Here is an 18,338-nt window from a genome sequence, read left to right on the forward strand (position 1 = left end):
AAGGTGTTTTTTTATATACTTGGGCTTCTAATGTATCAAAGGTTATGGTTTGAGACGTCTTAATTTTTAATATGCTAGTCACAGAGTCCGCTTTCAAGTATATATGATTTCCGTTTTGGTAAGCAATTATTTGTACTGTTCCTGCTTTTTTAAGTTTTATTGTAACGCTATCCATTCCCAGAATAATTGCCTTAGATGTATCAGAACTCTTAAAATAAGGTAGTAGTTCTGAGGTAGCAGTAGCATTTAATGAAAAATTTACATCTCCCACTTTCTTTGTGGATATTGGGGGAAAAGATATTGTTTGTTTTTTCTTATAAAGAGCGTAAGATCTAGTTTCACCCGCAGCAACATAGGTAGCAATATTGTCAAAAATTACAGATGGTATACTTGTTTGTCCCGCAAGAGACTCTCCATATCCTTCTACTTTTCCATTTTCATTGAGTGTTAAATAGTGTTTATATCCCGCAGATATTGCCTTTATATTATTTTGATTAGTGGCATCAATATTCCATGTATGTAATATAGAAGTATTTCTTAATCCTATGGTATATCCATTTCCTGCTGAAATAGATACAAGTGAAGAAGAGGAATTTATTTTTTGTCCTGTGGTATCTCCCCATGCTATTATATTTCCGTTTTTTAGAGCAATAGAATGAGTTTTTCCTGCTGATACAGCACTTACAGAAGAGGTTGCGGCAGATGGAATTATACCTCTTTGGAAAGTTGTGTCTCCCCATGTGATTACTTTTCCATCTATACGTAATCCTAAGGAGTGGGTTTCAGATGCAGAAATATCTATAATATTCGTATCCGCAGGATACAATTTATTCGCCCATCCGGAAGTATCTCCTATTGCCAAAACTGTCCCTTTACTTGTAAGAGCTAATGCATAGTTTCCTCCCGATGAAACACTGACAATATTTCTAATAGATGTGGTATTAACAGTTGATGTAGTATTGTTTTGTATTATTTTTAATTTTTCTGCGACTTCGGTAGTGTCATTAGGAGGCGATAAAGAACCGAGATCTTCTAAGGTTATGCCTAAGCCATTTTGTAAATTGGTAACAGTATAGGTTCCACTACTTGGGATAGTAGTAATACCTATATTTGTTGCAATAAAATCTACATTTGCAAATGTAAGACGAGAATAATTTGATGCATCAGGACTGTTTATCACATTAGTTACACTGCCCGTATAAGATAATGTGTTAGCAATGTTATTGTTTGCTATAAAATTTATTCCATTTATACTCACCTGAGCATTTAATTGAATTTTAGGAAAAGAATCCTGTGCATATTCAAAACCAGGACCCAGAATACAAACACCACCTGCTGTATAGTTAGAACAAGGTCTTTTTATATCAGAAAGATTTATACCATGAGAAACACTACCAGATGGGGATGCACCAGATGAATTACTATACGTAATGTTCCCGATTCTTGTAGTCGCATTACTATTCCAGAAAGATCTTTCTATTCTAAGAGGATGTCTTGCCAATCCATAAAACATACCTGGATAAGAATAAGGAGGGTTCCTTGTGCCATTCGCTCTAGTACTCGTATATATATTTCCTGTAGTGTAGCATTGGCTTATAGTACCTCCGTTAATAAGTCCTCCGATAAGTCCCCCTGCTTTTATTTCTGAATTACTAGCATTATTCCCTGTAGTAGTAACAGAAATATCTCCTTTATAATAACTTCTTACTATAGTAAGATCAGAATTGGATTGGTATAATCCCACTAATCCACCTACATTTGTTTGATTGACAGAGTTTGTAATAATATTTTTTGTAGCGAAACATTGAGATAGGAGGTTATGCTGTATTTCTCCTATGATTCCTCCTATATATGCCTGACCTGTGCCACTATTATTATAGATTATGGGTGCTTTAGTGTAGCACTGAGAGATACTACCAGGATCATTTGATATGAAACTACTTCGCCCTATTAATCCTCCTATATTAATAGCAGCAGAATTATTATTTCCGTTCACAATTATACTATCTGCTATTACATAGCATTGGGTTATATTGGTTACATTAAGTACATTACCTGCTAATCCACCAATATGTGAACCTGAGTTTACATTTATATAAGCATTGTCTAATCCCAAGTTTCCAATAGATTGATGAATATCTCCAAATAAACCTACATACCCTCCATTATCTCTTCGTATCACTATATTTTTTATAATATGGTGATTTCCTTCAAAAATGGCATTGAAATAATTACTTCCATTTCCTATGGGAAGCCAACCGCAATTGGTACCACGACAGGTGCGAAGATAAGTAGTATCTATTTTTTTTGAGGTGTAAGAAAGAGAATCCTTAAAATCTAAATCATTCATAAGTTCATATCCTACACATACTCCAGATGGGCATCCTAATGTAGAATTATTTATACTGCTTATAGGTCCTGGTGAATATGGAAGGCTTTGATACAAGGACTTTCTTATATCATTCAGTTGTTCTATAGAATATATTTCTATGAGACCGTCTCCGTCTTGATCTACATAATTTGCTTCCGTTCCACTACTTACTATTCTAAAAAAAAGAGAGATTGAGTCAGTTATTATGTTATTATTTGTGTATTGTGCTTTTATTTTATAATTTCCTATGGGTAAGGAAGAACTGTTTGTGATAGTTATAAGATTATTTACACATGGTTGCGAAAAAGTAGAGGTTCCTATAGATCCGGTTATCATTGTTTCAGATGGGCATCTAATAGTAAAACGTGGTAATGGATTTGATGTTATATTATCTGTTTTATCTCTAAAAGTGTTCCCTGTATCTGTAGCAGAATCCATATCTATGGATAATTTATAAGCATTTGTCCATGCGTAAACATTTCCACTTGCGTGTAATGCTATATTATATCTTTTTCCCGAAGATATTTGTACTATAGAATCTTGAGCGGATTCAGGGATAGGAAGATTGGATAACCCATCGCCCCATCCTGCAAGAACTTGCGGATCATATTTTCTTATGTGTAATACAAAGAATTTTGATGTATCAGAAGTATTTGTCTTGTATACTTTTATTCTTTCTACTCCTTCGTTATAAAAACTATTTTGTATCTCAAAATCAAGAGGAATTCTTGCCTTGATTTTGGTACTACCGATATTTCTAAAAGAGAGAGTTCTATCTTTCACAACAACTGCAATATCGCTGATTGAAAAATTTCCATACATAGTAACAGTATCCCCTACTTTTACAGAGGATGGCATCAGAGAATCCAAACGAATTTGAGCATTCAATGTAATACTCACACCTAAAAACAACACCGCTAATAAAACTTGCTTTATTGACATAAATCAATGTAGGTTAATTTTTAAAAGTATAATTTTTAATTTGCTAATAATTCATTCTGTTGTCATTTTCATAATTTTATTTCATAAAGATAAATCAATATAAAACATTTATTTTTGAATTTTACAAAATTATATTTTTTTTTCGAATTTTTATTTAGAAAGACGAAAAAAAAATGTTAATTTTTGTTAATAAGTGGCTTTATAGCAAAAAACCTTACAATTTTATGTAGGTGGTTTTAATATTTCTTCTGTTGGTACGTTTTCATATATCCAATCAACGATAGATTCTTTAAATTCTTGGGGAGTTTTTATAAATAATTCTGGTTTCATTTTATAGCATTTTTCTAATGCTTGGTAGTGTGTTTTTGAGGTTCTAGCTTTCTTAATAAGAGACCGATGTGTTCTTACAAAAGAGATAGTGCCATAAAAATTTCATGGTCTGTTTGCATGTTTTTTGTTTCGTATGTGTTTTTAAGAATAGTGTTATTTTTTATAGTACCGTTATCTCTTTCCATCTCATTTGTTTTAGGTGTTCATTGTGTATGCATTATTATTGTATTTGTTCGCTTGTTTTACCGAACCTTCTTTCTCTTTTTTGAAAATCTACTATTGCTTCTATCAAATGCTCTTTTCTAAAATCAGGCCACAGGACGTCTGTTATGTAAATTTCTGTATAAGCTATCTGCCAAAGCAAAAAGTTACTGATTCTTTGTTCTCCGCTGGTTCGGATAAGGAGTTCGGGGTCGGGTATTCCCTTTGTGAATAAGAAACTTTCAAAGAAAGATTCATTTATTTTTTGTAAATCAAAGGGAGTATTTTTTTCTTGTGCGATATATTGAACAAGGTCTTTTACGGCTTTTACTATTTCTAATCTTCCGCTATAATTAAGAGCAAGTATAAGAGATAATCCTGTATTATTTTGGGTAGATTCTCTTGCGGAGCGGAGTTCTGCTTGGGTATTTTTTGGTAAAAGGGTTTCATCACCTATAGAAAGGAGTTTGATATTGTTTTTTTGAAGGGTGGAGAGTTCTTTTTTGATGGTGGAAACGAGCAACGTCATCAGTGCTTGGACTTCATCGGCAGGTCTTTGCCAATTTTCGGTAGAAAAAGCATAGAGAGTAAGGTATTTCACGCCTAATTCGGTACAGCATTCGGTAGTTTCTCGTACAGCAGTTATAGCATTTTGATGTCCAAATATTCTTTTTGCTCCTTGTTTTTTTGCCCATCTGCCATTTCCGTCCATAATAATGGCTATGTGTTTGGGTACATTGTGATAATTGAGAGTATTTTTCATTGATTAAAATAGGGGTTTATATAATTATTGTGTTTATTATTACATTTTTTTTTGAGTTGCTCTTTTTATTGTGTTTTCTTTGTGGTATAGTATTTTTTATTTTTAAAGTTATGTGCAGAGTAGCAAGTAAAGACAGAGGGCATCAATCAGTTCTTTATGAATTTTGGGTATTATTTTTAAAAAAGTTATAAACTACTTGTGCTTTTTTAGGTCCGATAGCTTCTGCGAGTTGGTTGAGATGGGCTTCTTTTATTTTTTGAGGTGATTTGAAATGTGACAAAAGTTTTTCTTTCAAGACCTCCCCTATCCCGTCGATTTCGTCTAAAATAGTGTTTATTTGGGCATTACTTCTTTTCAATCGGTGAAAATTAATGGCGAATCGGTGAGCTTCGTCTCTTATTTGTTGTATAAATTTGAGAGATTCGGATTTTTTAGAAAGCATAAGAGGTAGTTCATCGTTAGGGAAATAGAGTTCTTCTAATCTTTTTGCCACACTCATTATTGCTACTTTTCCGTAGAGGTTCAATGTTTGTAGAGATTCTATTGCGGCGTTGAGTTGTCCTTTTCCACCGTCTATAATTATGAGGTCAGGCAGGGGTTGTTTTTCTTCTAATATTCTTGTGTATCTTCTCAATATTATTTCACTCATATAGGCAAAGTCATTGGATTCGAGTACGGTCTTGATATTGAAGTGTTTGTATTCTTTTTTTGCGGGTTTTCCTTTTTTAAAGCAAACCATAGAAGCAACGGGATTACTGCCTTGTATATGAGAGTTATCAAAGCATTCTATATGTCGGGGAATTGTTTTTAGTTTGAGGTCTGATTGCAATTGCATCAGGACTCTGTCTTCTTTTTCTGCGTCTTCTATCTTTTGGTTATATCTTTCTTTTTTAAAAAAGAGAGCATTTTTTATAGAAATGTCCAAGAGATGTCTTTTGTCACCTACTTTCGGTTGGTGAATAGAAAATAAGTTTGTTTCTATCTGCACAGGTATGTTTGTAAGGATTTCAGGGCTTTTGCTTTCGTATTTTTCACGGAGTTGTATGATAGCAAGGGTGAGTACTTCTTCTTCTGTTTCGTCTAATTTTTTTTTTATTTCGAAGGTATCGGAGAGGATAATAGATCCATTTTCTATTTTCATACAATTAATAAAAGCAATATCCTCATCAATGACAATGGTAAATACATCTACGTCTGTTATTTTTTGGTTCACTACCACTGATTTTGATTGAAATTTTTCTACATTTTCATATTTTAGTTTATATTCATTTGCTTTTTCAAATTCTAGGGTTTGTGAATATTCTGCCATCTTTTCTTTGAAAAAATTTTTTACCTCCGATAGATTTCCTTTCAATATATTTCTTGCATTTTTTATATCTATTTGGTATTCGTTTTCTGTTTGGTTTCCTTGGCAGGGACCGAGGCAGTTTCCTATGTGATATTCTAAACACACTTTATATTTTTTACTTTCGACATTTTCCGGGGAGAGATTATAATGGCAATTTCGGATGGTATATATTTTTTTAAGCAGAGCGAGGACGTGTTTCATTCCTTTTAGGTTGGTAAAAGGTCCAAAATATTCTCCTTTCGTTTTATCTACTCTTCGTGTATAGATAATTCGGGGGAAATGTTCTTTTAGAATACAGATATAGGGATAGGTTTTATCGTCTTTGAGGAGTATATTGTACTTTGGTTGGTGTTCTTTTATGAGTATGTTTTCTAATAAAAGAGCGTCGTACTCTGTATTAAGGATAATAAACTCAATTTCTTCCACTTGTGAAACCATTCGCATTGTTTTTGCTCCGTGTTGTGTTGTTTTATTAAAATAAGAAGCAACTCTTTTTTTTAATTCTTTTGATTTTCCTACATAAATGAGCATTCTTGTTTTATTAAAAAACTTATAAACTCCGGGTACATTAGGAAGTAAATGCACTTCGGATGGTTTATATGTTTTTGTATTGCTGAGAGAATTTTCGGTATCCATTGGTACTATTTTTTTTATACAAAAAGATGATTCTTATCTGTTTTTATGTTTTTAAATGGTATGTAATTTTGTAAATTTCAAAAAATAAAGGGGATTTCTCTTTTTTTAGAAAAGAAACCCCCTTGTATATGCTTGTTTTTATTTTATTTTTTGACCAGATAGAATACATTTGTGATCCATTGAGTAGTATCTTTTTCTACTTCGGGGTCTGTAATATATTCTTCTATTACCACATCTTGTGAGAGATTTCGGGTTAGCAGATACAATGCAGATGCTTCGTGAGGGGGTATCATAGTTTCATAACTACCTTTGTGAATTACCTTTGTAGCTTGGGTTTGTGGAGGTATTGTTTGAATAGTAAACCCTTCTATGTTGGGAGTATTTTTAATATTATTTATTTGTATGGGAACTGCTACTGCCATATCAGTATCTTGGGTTTCAGGGTTCCATTGGAAATAAATCCCACAAAAAGTACCGATGGGGTTTATTTTCTTTTTTTGGATAAGGGTTGCCAGTTCAGTAAAACCTGCCTTGCAAAAGCTTGCAACATCAGACATTTTTACATTTGCACGTTTTATAAGGTATGCCCTTTCTGTGGCATCCGTAAAATTAATAAGTTCTACCTTTTGTCCTAAAAATACATCTTGTTTGGTTGCAGATTCTACCATTTCTTTGAGAGAAGCAAGTCCGCTCTCATATTGAGAGTTGAGCATCTTCTCCATGCCCATAATAGCAGCCATAATGTTCATAGGTTTTGGATTTTCTCCATCCATGTCCCAAGTTACCTTTACACCTTCTGCTTGTTGTTCGAAAGTGTAACAGGTTTTTGATACGCTGTTGAAATCTATAAATGTGAGCTTTTGCTCTATTTTATTCTCAGTTCTTTCCATTATTTCGAGAGATCCAGAACCTGTTTGGTTTCCTTTCCATGCATATACACATCCTACTTTTCCATCTTTTTCAAGGGGAGTAATAGTATAGGTCATAGTAGAGTCCATCTTTGCCCAAGGATTCCACTTAGCAAAGAACATATATTTACTTGTCATTTCCTGAACCAACCCCATATGAGCATTTATAACTATAGAACGCTCTATATGGTATTTGGTTGGAAAAGCAAACATTGCTATAATAAATATAGCCACCAATGCTCCGAGAGCATAGATAATTTTCTTTAACATTTGTTTTTTTATTTTAATATACACATAATAAGTTGAATAATAATTTTTTATTTTGCAATATACATTTTTTTACTTTCTTTTTATTTGAAACAAATTTTTCTTTTTTTTAAGAAGTATTTTTAGAAAAAATATGTGTGTTTGTAGATAATATACTACAAATACAATTTCAATGGTAGGAGTATCTTGATTTAATTATTTTCTAAAATATTGAGTTCTACTGTTATCCGTTCTATTTCTCCTTGTTTTTCGAGGGAATATAGTCCTCTTACATTTCCTTTTTTATCGATCAAGAGAGCTTTTCCATCTTCTGTATCCATTTGTAATTCTTTTTCTAATTCTTTCATTTGTGGGAGAAATGGTATTTTTTTTGAAGTAAAAAATATTTTTTTTGTATACGGTAAAGAATAGGGTGGATTATCAGGATAAAAAATAACGATTTGGAATGATGAGTCTTTTTCTGTAGCATCTAATAATCGGCGGATTTCGTTTTTCTCTGCTTCTTGTTTGGATATTTTAGAAGCGGGCATGTAGAGGATAGTTTTTTTTATTTTCCATTGTATGTGCAAAGAATCTAAATATGCTGTATAAAAAGAAATATTTTGTGTGTCATAAAAAGGAAGGGAATATTGATTTTTTCCAAAGACACGTAAAAAAAGATAAAAAAGAATAGGGGTAACAAGCACAAAAATGAGGGTAATAACTTTTTTTAGTCGCATATTTTTATTTTTTAGTGGCATTTCTTACATCCATTCTTGGCAGAGAGTGTCAATATTTTTTTGAATTTCCATCGTCTTGAGAATACAGGTAGCAACTTTTTTTAAGTGATTTATTTCTTCATAAGTGAGTTCTAAATCTTTTCTTGCTTTCAGGTATTTGTCAAATATTTGATATCCGCCAATTTCGTATTCCCAAACCGATTTTGCAAAATTCTCAAAATACTGCGTTTTATTTATATATAATCTTTGTTCTTCTTTGTTATAATGTATTTCGGTTATTGTATTGTTTCCTTCTACTGCAAAAGTAGGCATTTCATTTTTTGAATAACTGTGTTTTAGCAGATGGTGGTCTATCAAATCACTGCCAAGATTTGACAATGTTTGGAAAGTTGCCATATCTTCACAAAATGGAATTTTTGGAAAATCTATTTTTAGGAACTCAAAATATTTTAGTCGGTATATTGGAGAAAACAATACTGCATAGATATATCCTAAAATTTGTTCGGGTGTATGGTGCTTCAAATTATTTTCTTTTAAGAATTTACGAAATTCTTTGGTAAAATTATCTTTTTTCTCTTCGTCTTTGAAAAGGTAACCGTTTCCGTTTTCGTCTGTGTTACCGTTGGTATTGGTGTTGTAAATATAAAGAGGAAAATTATAAGAGTTTCCTCCACAAATGTGTTCGTCGCTAATAATATCGGTTATGAAACCATAAAACTCTAATCTTCCGCAAATTAGACCTAAATTATCTTTTTCAAAAAAATTATCCATTACTGTCTTTCTTGAACGAGATAAAAATTTATGGTTGTAAAATACATATCTTCTATCAAAAGGACGGTAATTATAAGATGTGAACTCTGTCTCTTTTATAGTAGAATGTATTGCTCTTTTATATTCCCAAGTTGTTGTGTGACTAATTTTGTATTTTTTTATTATATCATCTAATGTATACTTTTTATTTAAAATATCGGTAACTCTTTTTATTACATTTTTTTTTATTATATCAACAGAAATTGCATCTATCTTAGTTCCTATTCCTGTGCTATACTCCTTAAAAATATCCGTCATTTTCCATCCTTTTTCATATTGTTTGATATGGGTAAAATCTTTTTCTACAAACCAATAATGAGGTTTTTCGGGTTTTAAACGTTTCCAAAGAGTGGTTTCTAAATCATGGTTCCTTAGGTATTCAAACTTCTCTTCTCTTTTTAAAAGTGCATTATTCAGCGTAGAGAAATAATACACTTCTTTTTCGGGCAGTGGTTTTGGAGTTTTTACGAAGAGAGCAATGCATACTCCCACGGTTATATCAAACACATTTTTATCCCCTTCCCCAATAATACTATTTCCGTGGAGATTGAGTATGTAGATTTTATCAAATGTTTCGTAGAGAGATTTTCGCATTTGTCGGTGGGTAATGCCGTTCAAATAGGAATTGTTGGTTATAATTCCGATAATTCCTTGCCCCAAAGCTTCTATTTTTCTGTTTATAGTATTGTTTCCTTTTTGATAAGAATATTTTGCACCTTCTATTTTTGCTTGTGCAAAGCGAATAAATTTTATGTAGTCATCATCCATATTTATTTTTGTTTCGTTCAATCCTTTTTTATAGTCGTTTATCAATGCCTGAATAAAAGGTCTCTTATTTTTTGAAAAATTACTATAAGGAGGGTTTCCCAAAACTACCCAAATTTTCTTTTCTGATTTTACTTTTGTTGCCCCCTCTCCTTCATCAGAAAGGTAAGGAAAAAGGGCATTTCTTTGGTAATGAGAATCATCCAATGTATCGGTTAAAAAAATCTTTGCTCTATCGCCTTCTTGCTCAAATAGAAATCCCTCTTCGGTTAAAAATTTAGTAAGCTTCAAATGTGCTATGGTGTAGGGAGCAATAAGATATTCAAAACCGTAAAAATTTTTTAAAAGATTATTGCGGATGAATCCATTTTTTTGTCCTTTATCTACATTTGCTAATGCAGTTTTAAAAGCTTCCAAAAGGAATGTTCCTGTTCCCGTTGCAAAGTCCAAAAGTGAAATATTATCATCATCTAAACCTGATTTTTTGAAATCTTTTATGAGCGATTGTTGTATAATTTTTACAATAAAATGAACCACAGGGGCGGGGGTATAATAAACTCCCTTCTCAACTCGTTTTTCGGGATTGTATGCTTTTAAAAAGTTTTCATAAAAATAGATATAAGGGTCGTCTAATTCACTCCCTATCTTGTTGGAAAACGAAAGTTCTTTTTGCACTTGTGCATAATCGGTGTTATGTAAGATAATAAATAATTTATCTATTATCCAAGCAATACCTTCGGGAATATTTTGAAGCCGCAGTAATCCAAAAATCTCTTCAAAAATGGGAAGTGACTTGGGTATAAACTCTATAAAATTGTATTTATCAATTTTTTTATTTGCAGAAAGAGCGGATAGAAGTAAGCCATAAGCAACGGTTTGAGAGTAAGCATCTATAAATTCTAATGGTTGTAATTCTTCTACGAGTGTTTTTGAAAATAGGTCATACAGCCCTTTAAATTTTTCTTTGAATGGTGATTTTTCCTCGCTATTCCACAAATTCCAAAGCTCACGCTGTAGATACTGAGCGTGTTTTGCCATAGCAATAGATAATTTTTCGGTTTTCTCAATTTGTTGTAATGCACCGTTGAAAAATTCATAGAGAAGAGCTTTTGTTTGTTCTACATTACTGTCCTGTAATTTTTTTTCCTCTTTTACAAAGAGAGTAGAATTTAAAATTGCCTCGCCATCCCGAAACAAAATAAATTCTCTATAATTGGTAAATAAAAAATTAGGAATTACGTGGAGGTATCTTTTCAATTGGGGTGTATCAAGGTAGACAGATATATCATCGTGAATGGGTTTGGTTTCCATCCAACCGATTTCTAAATTACTTTCTGTTACTCTAAAATCGGGACGACCTGTGAACTTTGGTAAGGTTTGGAGTTTTTCTAAAGTAGAATGCTCTTGGATAATTTCAATTGCTTTTCTTGGTTTGATGTCATTCATCAAATTTTCAAAGTCAGTCCGCAGTGTGTATTCCGTTGAATGCCCTATTTTTTTTTGTATGCTTTCAAAATATTCTTCCAGTTCCATATCTTTTGTATTAAAACATTATTGTATGCATTTTTATTTGTTTTTTTGAATGTCTCATTGAGAATTTTTGAAATATACATAAAAAAAACTAATTTTCACTTTTATTCTTTTTTACAAACTCACCTATTCTTTTTCTAAAAAAATACACATCAAATTCATGAGACTATCCTTTCTTTTTTTTTTACTTCTATTCTCTTACTGTGCCATTCAAGAAGGGTCTAAGTTGGCAAAAAACACAACTCCTCTTACACAAGACAAAGTATATGATACCAATATAAAAACCGTCCGCTTGTACCCCTTTCAAAATAGATACAACGACCAGATGCAGTCCCCTATTATCAATAAAAACGAGAACATACCCCTGCGTTTAGAGTTTGATGAATTGTTTCAGGACTTCAAAACCTATAATGTTTCCCTCATCCACTGCAATTTTGATTGGACAATTTCCCCTCTCTCAGACATAGAGTTTCTCTATGATTACAATATCTTTCCTATAACGGAGTATCAGTATTCTCAAAATACAAAAATCCCTTATACCCATTATTCGTTTATCGTTCCGAAGGTAAAGCTTTCAGGAAACTATGTATTGATTGTTTATAGGGATAATAACAAATCAGATATTATTGCATCTCAAAGATTTATGGTTTTTGAAAATGAAACAGATATTGAAATGGAGGTGAACTACTCTACGGTGGCTTCAGAAAGGGACTTTAATCAACAAATAGATTTTAGTGTGCATTATAAAAACTTAGAACTGAACAATTATTTTACGGATTTATATGTATTGTTGCGGCAGAATAGGTCTTGGTTAGATGCGAAGTTTCACCTTAAACCCACGAGAATAGATTTTCAGTCAAAATCTTTAGTATATGAGCATTTTAATTTAGAAAATAATTTTAGGGGATTGAAAGAGTTTCGTTTTTTTGATGCACGTTCGCTTACTTATAACGGGCTTAATGTAAGGCATATTGAAAGGAGTAATAAAGAAGCACAACTTGTTTTAACGAAAGATAAAAGTAGGTTTTCACAACCATATAGTAAACTCAATGACTTTAATGGGGGATATGTGGTAGAAAGCAAGGAATTAAACGTTATTTCCAATGAGGTGAGCTGCGAGTATGTAAAAGTCCTCTTTTCGTTGGAATACAATACTTCTAAAAAAGAAGATATTTACATAATGGGGGCTTTTAATAATTGGGATAGAACCGATGCCAATAAAATGATTGCAGACTCTGCATCGGATATGTATTACCAATCTCTGCTTTTGAAACAAGGTTTTTACAACTATTTATACCTTTCCACGACAGACAAAGACCCCTTTTGTTTAGAAGGATACGACTTTCAAACCGAAAATATGTATGAGGTGCTTGTGTATTATAAGCCACCGGGTACTTTTTACCACAAATTAGTGGGGTATAAAATTATAGATTTTAATAAATAATGTTCCCCAAAAAGTATTCTTTATACAAAATTCAAACAATTTTTTGCAAGAAATTACAAAAAATATTCTCTGAGGAAGAAGCCCGAAGCATTTCCTTTTGGGTATTAGAGGATGTTTTTCAAAAGTCATTTCAAGAAATTATATTGCGAGAAACAATAGAGGTAGATACTTTCCTATTCCAAAAACTCAAAAATATATATACAGAATTAGTGTTTGCGCATAAACCAATTCAGTATATTTTTGGGTATTCTTTTTTTTATGGGAGAAAATTTTTTGTCAATAATTCCGTGCTGATACCGAGATATGAAACCGAAGAATTAGTACATTGGATAATACATTCACACAAAAATGAGAAATCCCTTTTTATTCACGATATATGCACAGGAAGTGGCTGTATAGGCATCACTCTTTCTTTAGAACTAAAAACAGTGGATATAGAAGGATCCGATATATCCGTAGAAAGCATAGATACAGCTCGAAAAAATGCGGACTTATACCATATACATGTTCCTTTTTTTTTGAAAAATATCTTAACAGACGAATTACCCCCTCAAAAATATTCCATTATAGTCAGTAATCCTCCTTATGTATGTGAATTTGAAAAAGAATCCATGCATACAAATGTATTGCATCACGAACCACACACCGCAATTTTTGTTCCCGATAACAATCCTCTTCTCTTTTATGAAGCAATTATTAAAAAAGCAGCACAGAGTTTGAAGCAATTTGGATGGATTTACTTAGAAATAAATCCGTTATTTGCAAAAGAAATACAAGATATTTTAAAAAAAAATTATTTTTTCCGTATTGAAATAAAAAAAGATATATATAATAAAGAGAGAATGATAAGAGGACAATCCATTCAAAACATCTCATAATTCATAATTAAAAATATATGGAAATATTATCACTATCACAATTAATGAGGGGTATAAAACAGGTATTGGATGTATCTTTAGACAGCTCTTATTGGATAGTAGCAGAAATAGGAGAAATGCGGATACACAGCAGTAAGCATTGCTATTTAGAGCTTATTGAAAAAAAAGAAACCGAAGTATTAGCAAAAGTAAAGGCAACTATTTGGGCGTATGAGTATAAAAATATAGAAGCACATTTCAAAAAAATAACAGGCAGTCCGCTCAGACAAGGAATAAAAATACTTACTAATATTCAAGTAACTTTTCATGAGGTTTATGGGCTGTCTCTTTCTATTAAATACATAGATGCGAGCTTTACCATAGGTGAAAGAGAAAAAAATAAGCAAGAAGTAGTAGAAAAATTGCAAAAAAATGGTTTATTAGAACTGAATAAACAAATTCCCCTCCCATTTACCCCACAAAAAATAGCATTGATAAGCTCTTCCACTGCGGCAGGGTATGATGATTTTATCAAACATATCCAACAAAACGGGAATAGGTACCAACTGAGTATAACTTTTTTTGAAACCGTTATGCAAGGAAAAGATTCTATAAACTCAATCACTCAAAACCTCAATACGATACAAAATAAAAAAGAACTTTTTGATATTATAGCAATAGTGAGAGGAGGCGGGGCACAAATGGATATGGATAATTTCAATGATTATGACCTTTGTAGCACTCTTTGTAAGATGCAAATACCCGTATTTACAGGTATAGGACACGAAAGAGACCAAAGTATTGCGGATATAGTGGCGCATACGAGCTTCAAAACCCCTACAGCAGTAGCACAATTTATAATAGACGGATGCATGAGCTTTGAAGGGCGTTTAGAATATGTGTATGACAAAATATACCAGTCCGCAAGCAGAATTATTCAAGACCAACACTACCTTATGCAATCCATATACCCAAAAATACAGCAATCCGCACAAGAAAATCTCTATCAAAATAAAAATAAGATATATTTTTTAGAAAATACTATCTTTCAAAAAATGAGTAAAACAATACAAATGAAAAAAAATAGAATAAACATACAAGAAAATACCCTTCTTTTGCAAACAAAACAAACTATTCAGAATAAAAAAAATAGAATAGATACTTTAGAAAAAATAATTCAAAATCAAAACCCCATGAACATACTCAAAAAAGGATATTCTATCACCAAACCATTAAAAAATATAACTTTGGGAAGCACTCTACAGACAAGAACTATTCACTATACCATAACATCTACCATAACCGATATAAGCAATGAAAAACAATAAAGAAAGAACTTACGCAGAGGCAATGAAAGAATTAGAGGAAATATCAGAATATTTAGAAAATGCTGACATAGATATTGATAAAATGAACGAACTCGTTTTAAAAGCCGCAGAACTCATACAATTTTGTAGAAGTAAACTCCTCCAATCCGAAAAAATATTAGAAGAAATCGGACAAAAAAAAGAAAACAATAGCCATTCATAGTTTTTATCCCCATAATAAAAAATCTCATCGCATTATTTTGAATACCCTATCTAAAAGTAGTTTAAAAAAGAAAGAGTATTTTTTATATAACAAGAATATAAAATAATGCATACTTTATCTCAACAACAAAATTATCTAATTATTATTTCTAATTATATTCATATATGAGAAAAAAAATTTTCTTTTTAAAAAAAGACCCCTTACATTTTTGGTGTACCGTCAACGAAAGAGTCAATCAATACTTTTCCGAAAATAATATTACCAAATACGGAAATAAAACTCTCTACCTAAAAACAATAGTAATGGTATCCATTCTTTTTATTCCTTACTTATTCCTTGTATATTTCCCAGTTCCGTTTTGGATATATATAATATGTAGCATAGTGATGGGAATAGGCACCGCAGGCGTTGGTATGAACGTGATGCACGATGGAAACCACTGCTCTTATTCTCCCAAAATGTGGATAAATAAAATAATGGGAGGAACTATCTATATCTTAGCCGGAAACGTCTATAATTGGCAGGTTCAACACAACGTACTCCACCATACCTATACCAATATTCACGGGCATGACGAAGATTTAGAAGGAGGTATAGTAATACGTTTTACTAAAGAATCACCATGGTACGCTTTCCATAGATTTCAGCAGTATTATTTTATATTTTTATACGGACTTTTAACCCTTAACTGGGCTACTAACAGTGATTTTTATCAGATGAGCCGCTACCAACAGAGAAATCTTTTTTATAAAAAAAGCATTCCCGCACAATGGGAATGGACTATTTTAGTTATCACTAAAATTATATACTTCTCTGTATGGATTCTTATTCCTATCCTTGCAGGCATTATTTGGTGGAAGGTACTGATTGGTTTTTTTGTAATGCATTATGTAGCTGGTATTATACTCAGTATTGTGTTTCAATTAGCACACGTAGTCAATAAGACAGAACACCCCATGCCAAGCGAAGGCGGAGAAATAGATAACGCCTGGGCTATACACCAACTCCATACCACAGCAAACTTCGCTACCAAAAATAAGATTCTCAACTATTTTACCGGCGGATTAAACCATCAAATAGAACACCATCTCTTCCCTAATATCAGTCACATACACTATACCAAGTTGGCAACTATCATACAAAAAACCGCCTCCGAATGTATGCTCCCCTATCACGAATTCTATACTTTATCTGATGCTTTATACTCTCACTTCCAATACTTAAAAAAATTAGGTGTAAAACCAACCTAAACCCAAATTGTTTTTTTAACACATCAATATATCCATCTCTCTCAAAAACATAACCCACGATTCAAACCGTGGGTTTCATAATTATATATACTCTCTAAACATAAAAAAATATACATAATACAATGAACTGGAAAGAAAAAATAAAAAAAATATCACCCGCTCTACTGGAAGACATAGCAAAAAAATTAGGATTTAACAAAACGAGTGAGGGACTCCTAAATATGTGGGATATAGAACAAGCAGAGAAGAAATACCAAAATTTTGTAATACAGCAGTGTAAAATGCTGTATGTCCTCGGAGCAAATCAAGCATCTGAATTGGGTAGTATATTTACCCATATACATGTTATTCAAGACAAGGATAGGTTTCGGTTTCAAGACCCGAATAGCATTCCTGAAGGTAATCCACAAGAATCTATAAAGGGAATTGATTATATCCAAAATGAGAAAAATCAAAATAAAAATTTTTTTATCATGGGGGGTCCAGGAGCGGGCAAGACCACCTTTTTGAAATGGATGGCTACAGCAGCAGCAAAAAAAGAACAGGGATTTACCAAGACCCCCATCTTTTTGGAACTTAGGGCATGGGCAGATAGTCAAAAAGACCTCCAAACATACATAGCAGAAGAACTCTTTAAGCCACAGGGAATACCAAATGCTGATACCTTTGTAGAAAAAATTCTCCTGCAAGAAGGCAATGCCATATTATTCTTAGACGGATTAGATGAAATACGCACAGAAAACAACCAACGAGAAAGGGTTATCAACAGTATAGTGGAATTTCAAAAAAAATACCATACAAACCGATTCTTCCTCACCTGCCGTAATTATGCCACAGAATATTCCTTTACCGCCTTTGAATACATACATATATCTCCCTTTAATGAGGAGCAGATACAAACATTTATAAGCCAATGGTTCCATGATAAAGTGCCAACCGCACAAGATATACTACAAAAGATACAACAGAAAGAGCATACAGATATAAGAGAGCTCGTATCTCTACCCGTGTTCCTCAGCATGTTTTGTCTCTACTACGAGAATGTGGGTAGTGTTCCCGCTGACCGCTCCGAACTCTACGATAAGGCATTTCAGGGATTGCTCGTAAAGATAGATGCCCAGAATAATAGAAAAAGAGATGATTTTTATACGAGCTTCACCCCTACCAATAGAGAAAAACTCTACTACCAGCTCGCTTATAATACCTTTAACAGTAAAAACCAACGGTTTAGCAAGGAAACAGTGATAGAGACCATACAAGAATTTTATGGCACTCTCCCTGAAGATAAGAAAGCAAAGGATTTTGATGCGAACAAAGTTTTCCAAATGATGGCAGAGCAACACGGAATAATAGCAGAAAAACTGAAAGACGAATTTGGCTTCTCCCACCTTACTCTGCAAGAATATGCAGTAGCCAAATACCTGAACGGACTCGCAGACACACCACTCAGAGAAACAATCCTCGAAAACATAACAGATACCCGCTGGAGAAATGTATTCACCTACACAGTACAGATAATGAGTGAAAATAAAACCCCCATCTTCTTCAATGCCTTTGTGACAAAAATGAAAACACTCATCCTCGCTCCCGATTCTCAAACCCGCCAAATATGGAAATGGATAAGTAAGAGAAAGCCAAACCCCAAAAAAGATTATAAACTCTTTTAC

12 protein-coding genes are annotated in these 18,338 nt (G+C 32.7%); 6 read left to right on the plus strand and 6 right to left on the minus strand.

Annotation, left to right across the window (positions count from 1 at the left end; translation table 11 throughout):
• From QM536_04090 to QM536_04115, 6 genes are all read right to left on the minus strand, one after another.
• On the minus strand, positions 1 to 3,313 hold a 3,313-nt coding region (locus QM536_04090), incomplete at its 3' end, for a hypothetical protein (protein ID MDI9356193.1).
• 550 nt (positions 3,314 to 3,863) lie between these two features.
• Complete coding sequence (locus QM536_04095; GenBank protein ID MDI9356194.1) at positions 3,864 to 4,607, minus strand: isoprenyl transferase; 744 nt, start codon at positions 4,605 to 4,607, stop codon at positions 3,864 to 3,866.
• 154 nt (positions 4,608 to 4,761) lie between these two features.
• On the minus strand, positions 4,762 to 6,591 hold the full coding sequence (gene uvrC, locus QM536_04100) for an excinuclease ABC subunit UvrC (protein MDI9356195.1): 1,830 nt from the start codon (positions 6,589 to 6,591) through the stop codon (positions 4,762 to 4,764).
• 143 nt (positions 6,592 to 6,734) lie between these two features.
• Positions 6,735 to 7,769, minus strand: a complete 1,035-nt coding sequence (locus QM536_04105) for a hypothetical protein (protein MDI9356196.1) — start codon at positions 7,767 to 7,769, stop codon at positions 6,735 to 6,737.
• Positions 7,770 to 7,957: 188 nt separating this feature from the next.
• Positions 7,958 to 8,485: a hypothetical protein gene (locus tag QM536_04110; protein ID MDI9356197.1), complete on the minus strand. Its 528-nt coding sequence runs from the start codon at positions 8,483 to 8,485 to the stop codon at positions 7,958 to 7,960.
• A gap of 24 nt (positions 8,486 to 8,509) precedes the next feature.
• On the minus strand, positions 8,510 to 11,593 hold the full coding sequence (locus QM536_04115; GenBank protein MDI9356198.1) for an N-6 DNA methylase: 3,084 nt from the start codon (positions 11,591 to 11,593) through the stop codon (positions 8,510 to 8,512).
• A gap of 157 nt (positions 11,594 to 11,750) precedes the next feature.
• Here QM536_04115 and QM536_04120 point away from each other — a divergent pair, with 157 nt between their 5' ends.
• The 6 genes from QM536_04120 to QM536_04145 all read left to right on the plus strand — a co-directional run.
• Positions 11,751 to 13,034 (plus strand): DUF5103 domain-containing protein, encoded by a 1,284-nt coding sequence (locus QM536_04120; protein ID MDI9356199.1) that lies wholly within the window; start codon positions 11,751 to 11,753, stop codon positions 13,032 to 13,034.
• Positions 13,034 to 13,912 carry a peptide chain release factor N(5)-glutamine methyltransferase gene (gene prmC, locus QM536_04125; GenBank protein MDI9356200.1) on the plus strand — a complete coding sequence of 293 codons (879 nt, stop codon included), beginning with the start codon at positions 13,034 to 13,036 and terminating at the stop codon, positions 13,910 to 13,912. The genes QM536_04120 and prmC overlap by 1 nt, the downstream gene beginning before the upstream one ends.
• Positions 13,913 to 13,929: 17 nt before the next feature.
• Entirely contained in the window at positions 13,930 to 15,219 is a 1,290-nt protein-coding gene (gene xseA, locus QM536_04130) for an exodeoxyribonuclease VII large subunit (protein ID MDI9356201.1), read from the plus strand.
• Positions 15,206 to 15,421, plus strand: a complete 216-nt coding sequence (xseB, locus tag QM536_04135) for an exodeoxyribonuclease VII small subunit (protein ID MDI9356202.1) — start codon at positions 15,206 to 15,208, stop codon at positions 15,419 to 15,421. The genes xseA and xseB overlap by 14 nt, the downstream gene beginning before the upstream one ends.
• Before the next feature lie 164 nt (positions 15,422 to 15,585).
• Positions 15,586 to 16,671 (plus strand): acyl-CoA desaturase, encoded by a 1,086-nt coding sequence (locus QM536_04140; GenBank protein ID MDI9356203.1) that lies wholly within the window; start codon positions 15,586 to 15,588, stop codon positions 16,669 to 16,671.
• A 122-nt stretch (positions 16,672 to 16,793) separates the two neighbouring features.
• Positions 16,794 to 18,338, plus strand: a 1,545-nt coding sequence (locus QM536_04145) for an NACHT domain-containing protein (protein ID MDI9356204.1), incomplete at its 3' end; no start/stop codon positions are given.

Source organism: Chitinophagaceae bacterium, assembly GCA_030053935.1.
Lineage (GTDB): Bacteria > Bacteroidota > Bacteroidia > Cytophagales > JASGCU01 > JASGCU01.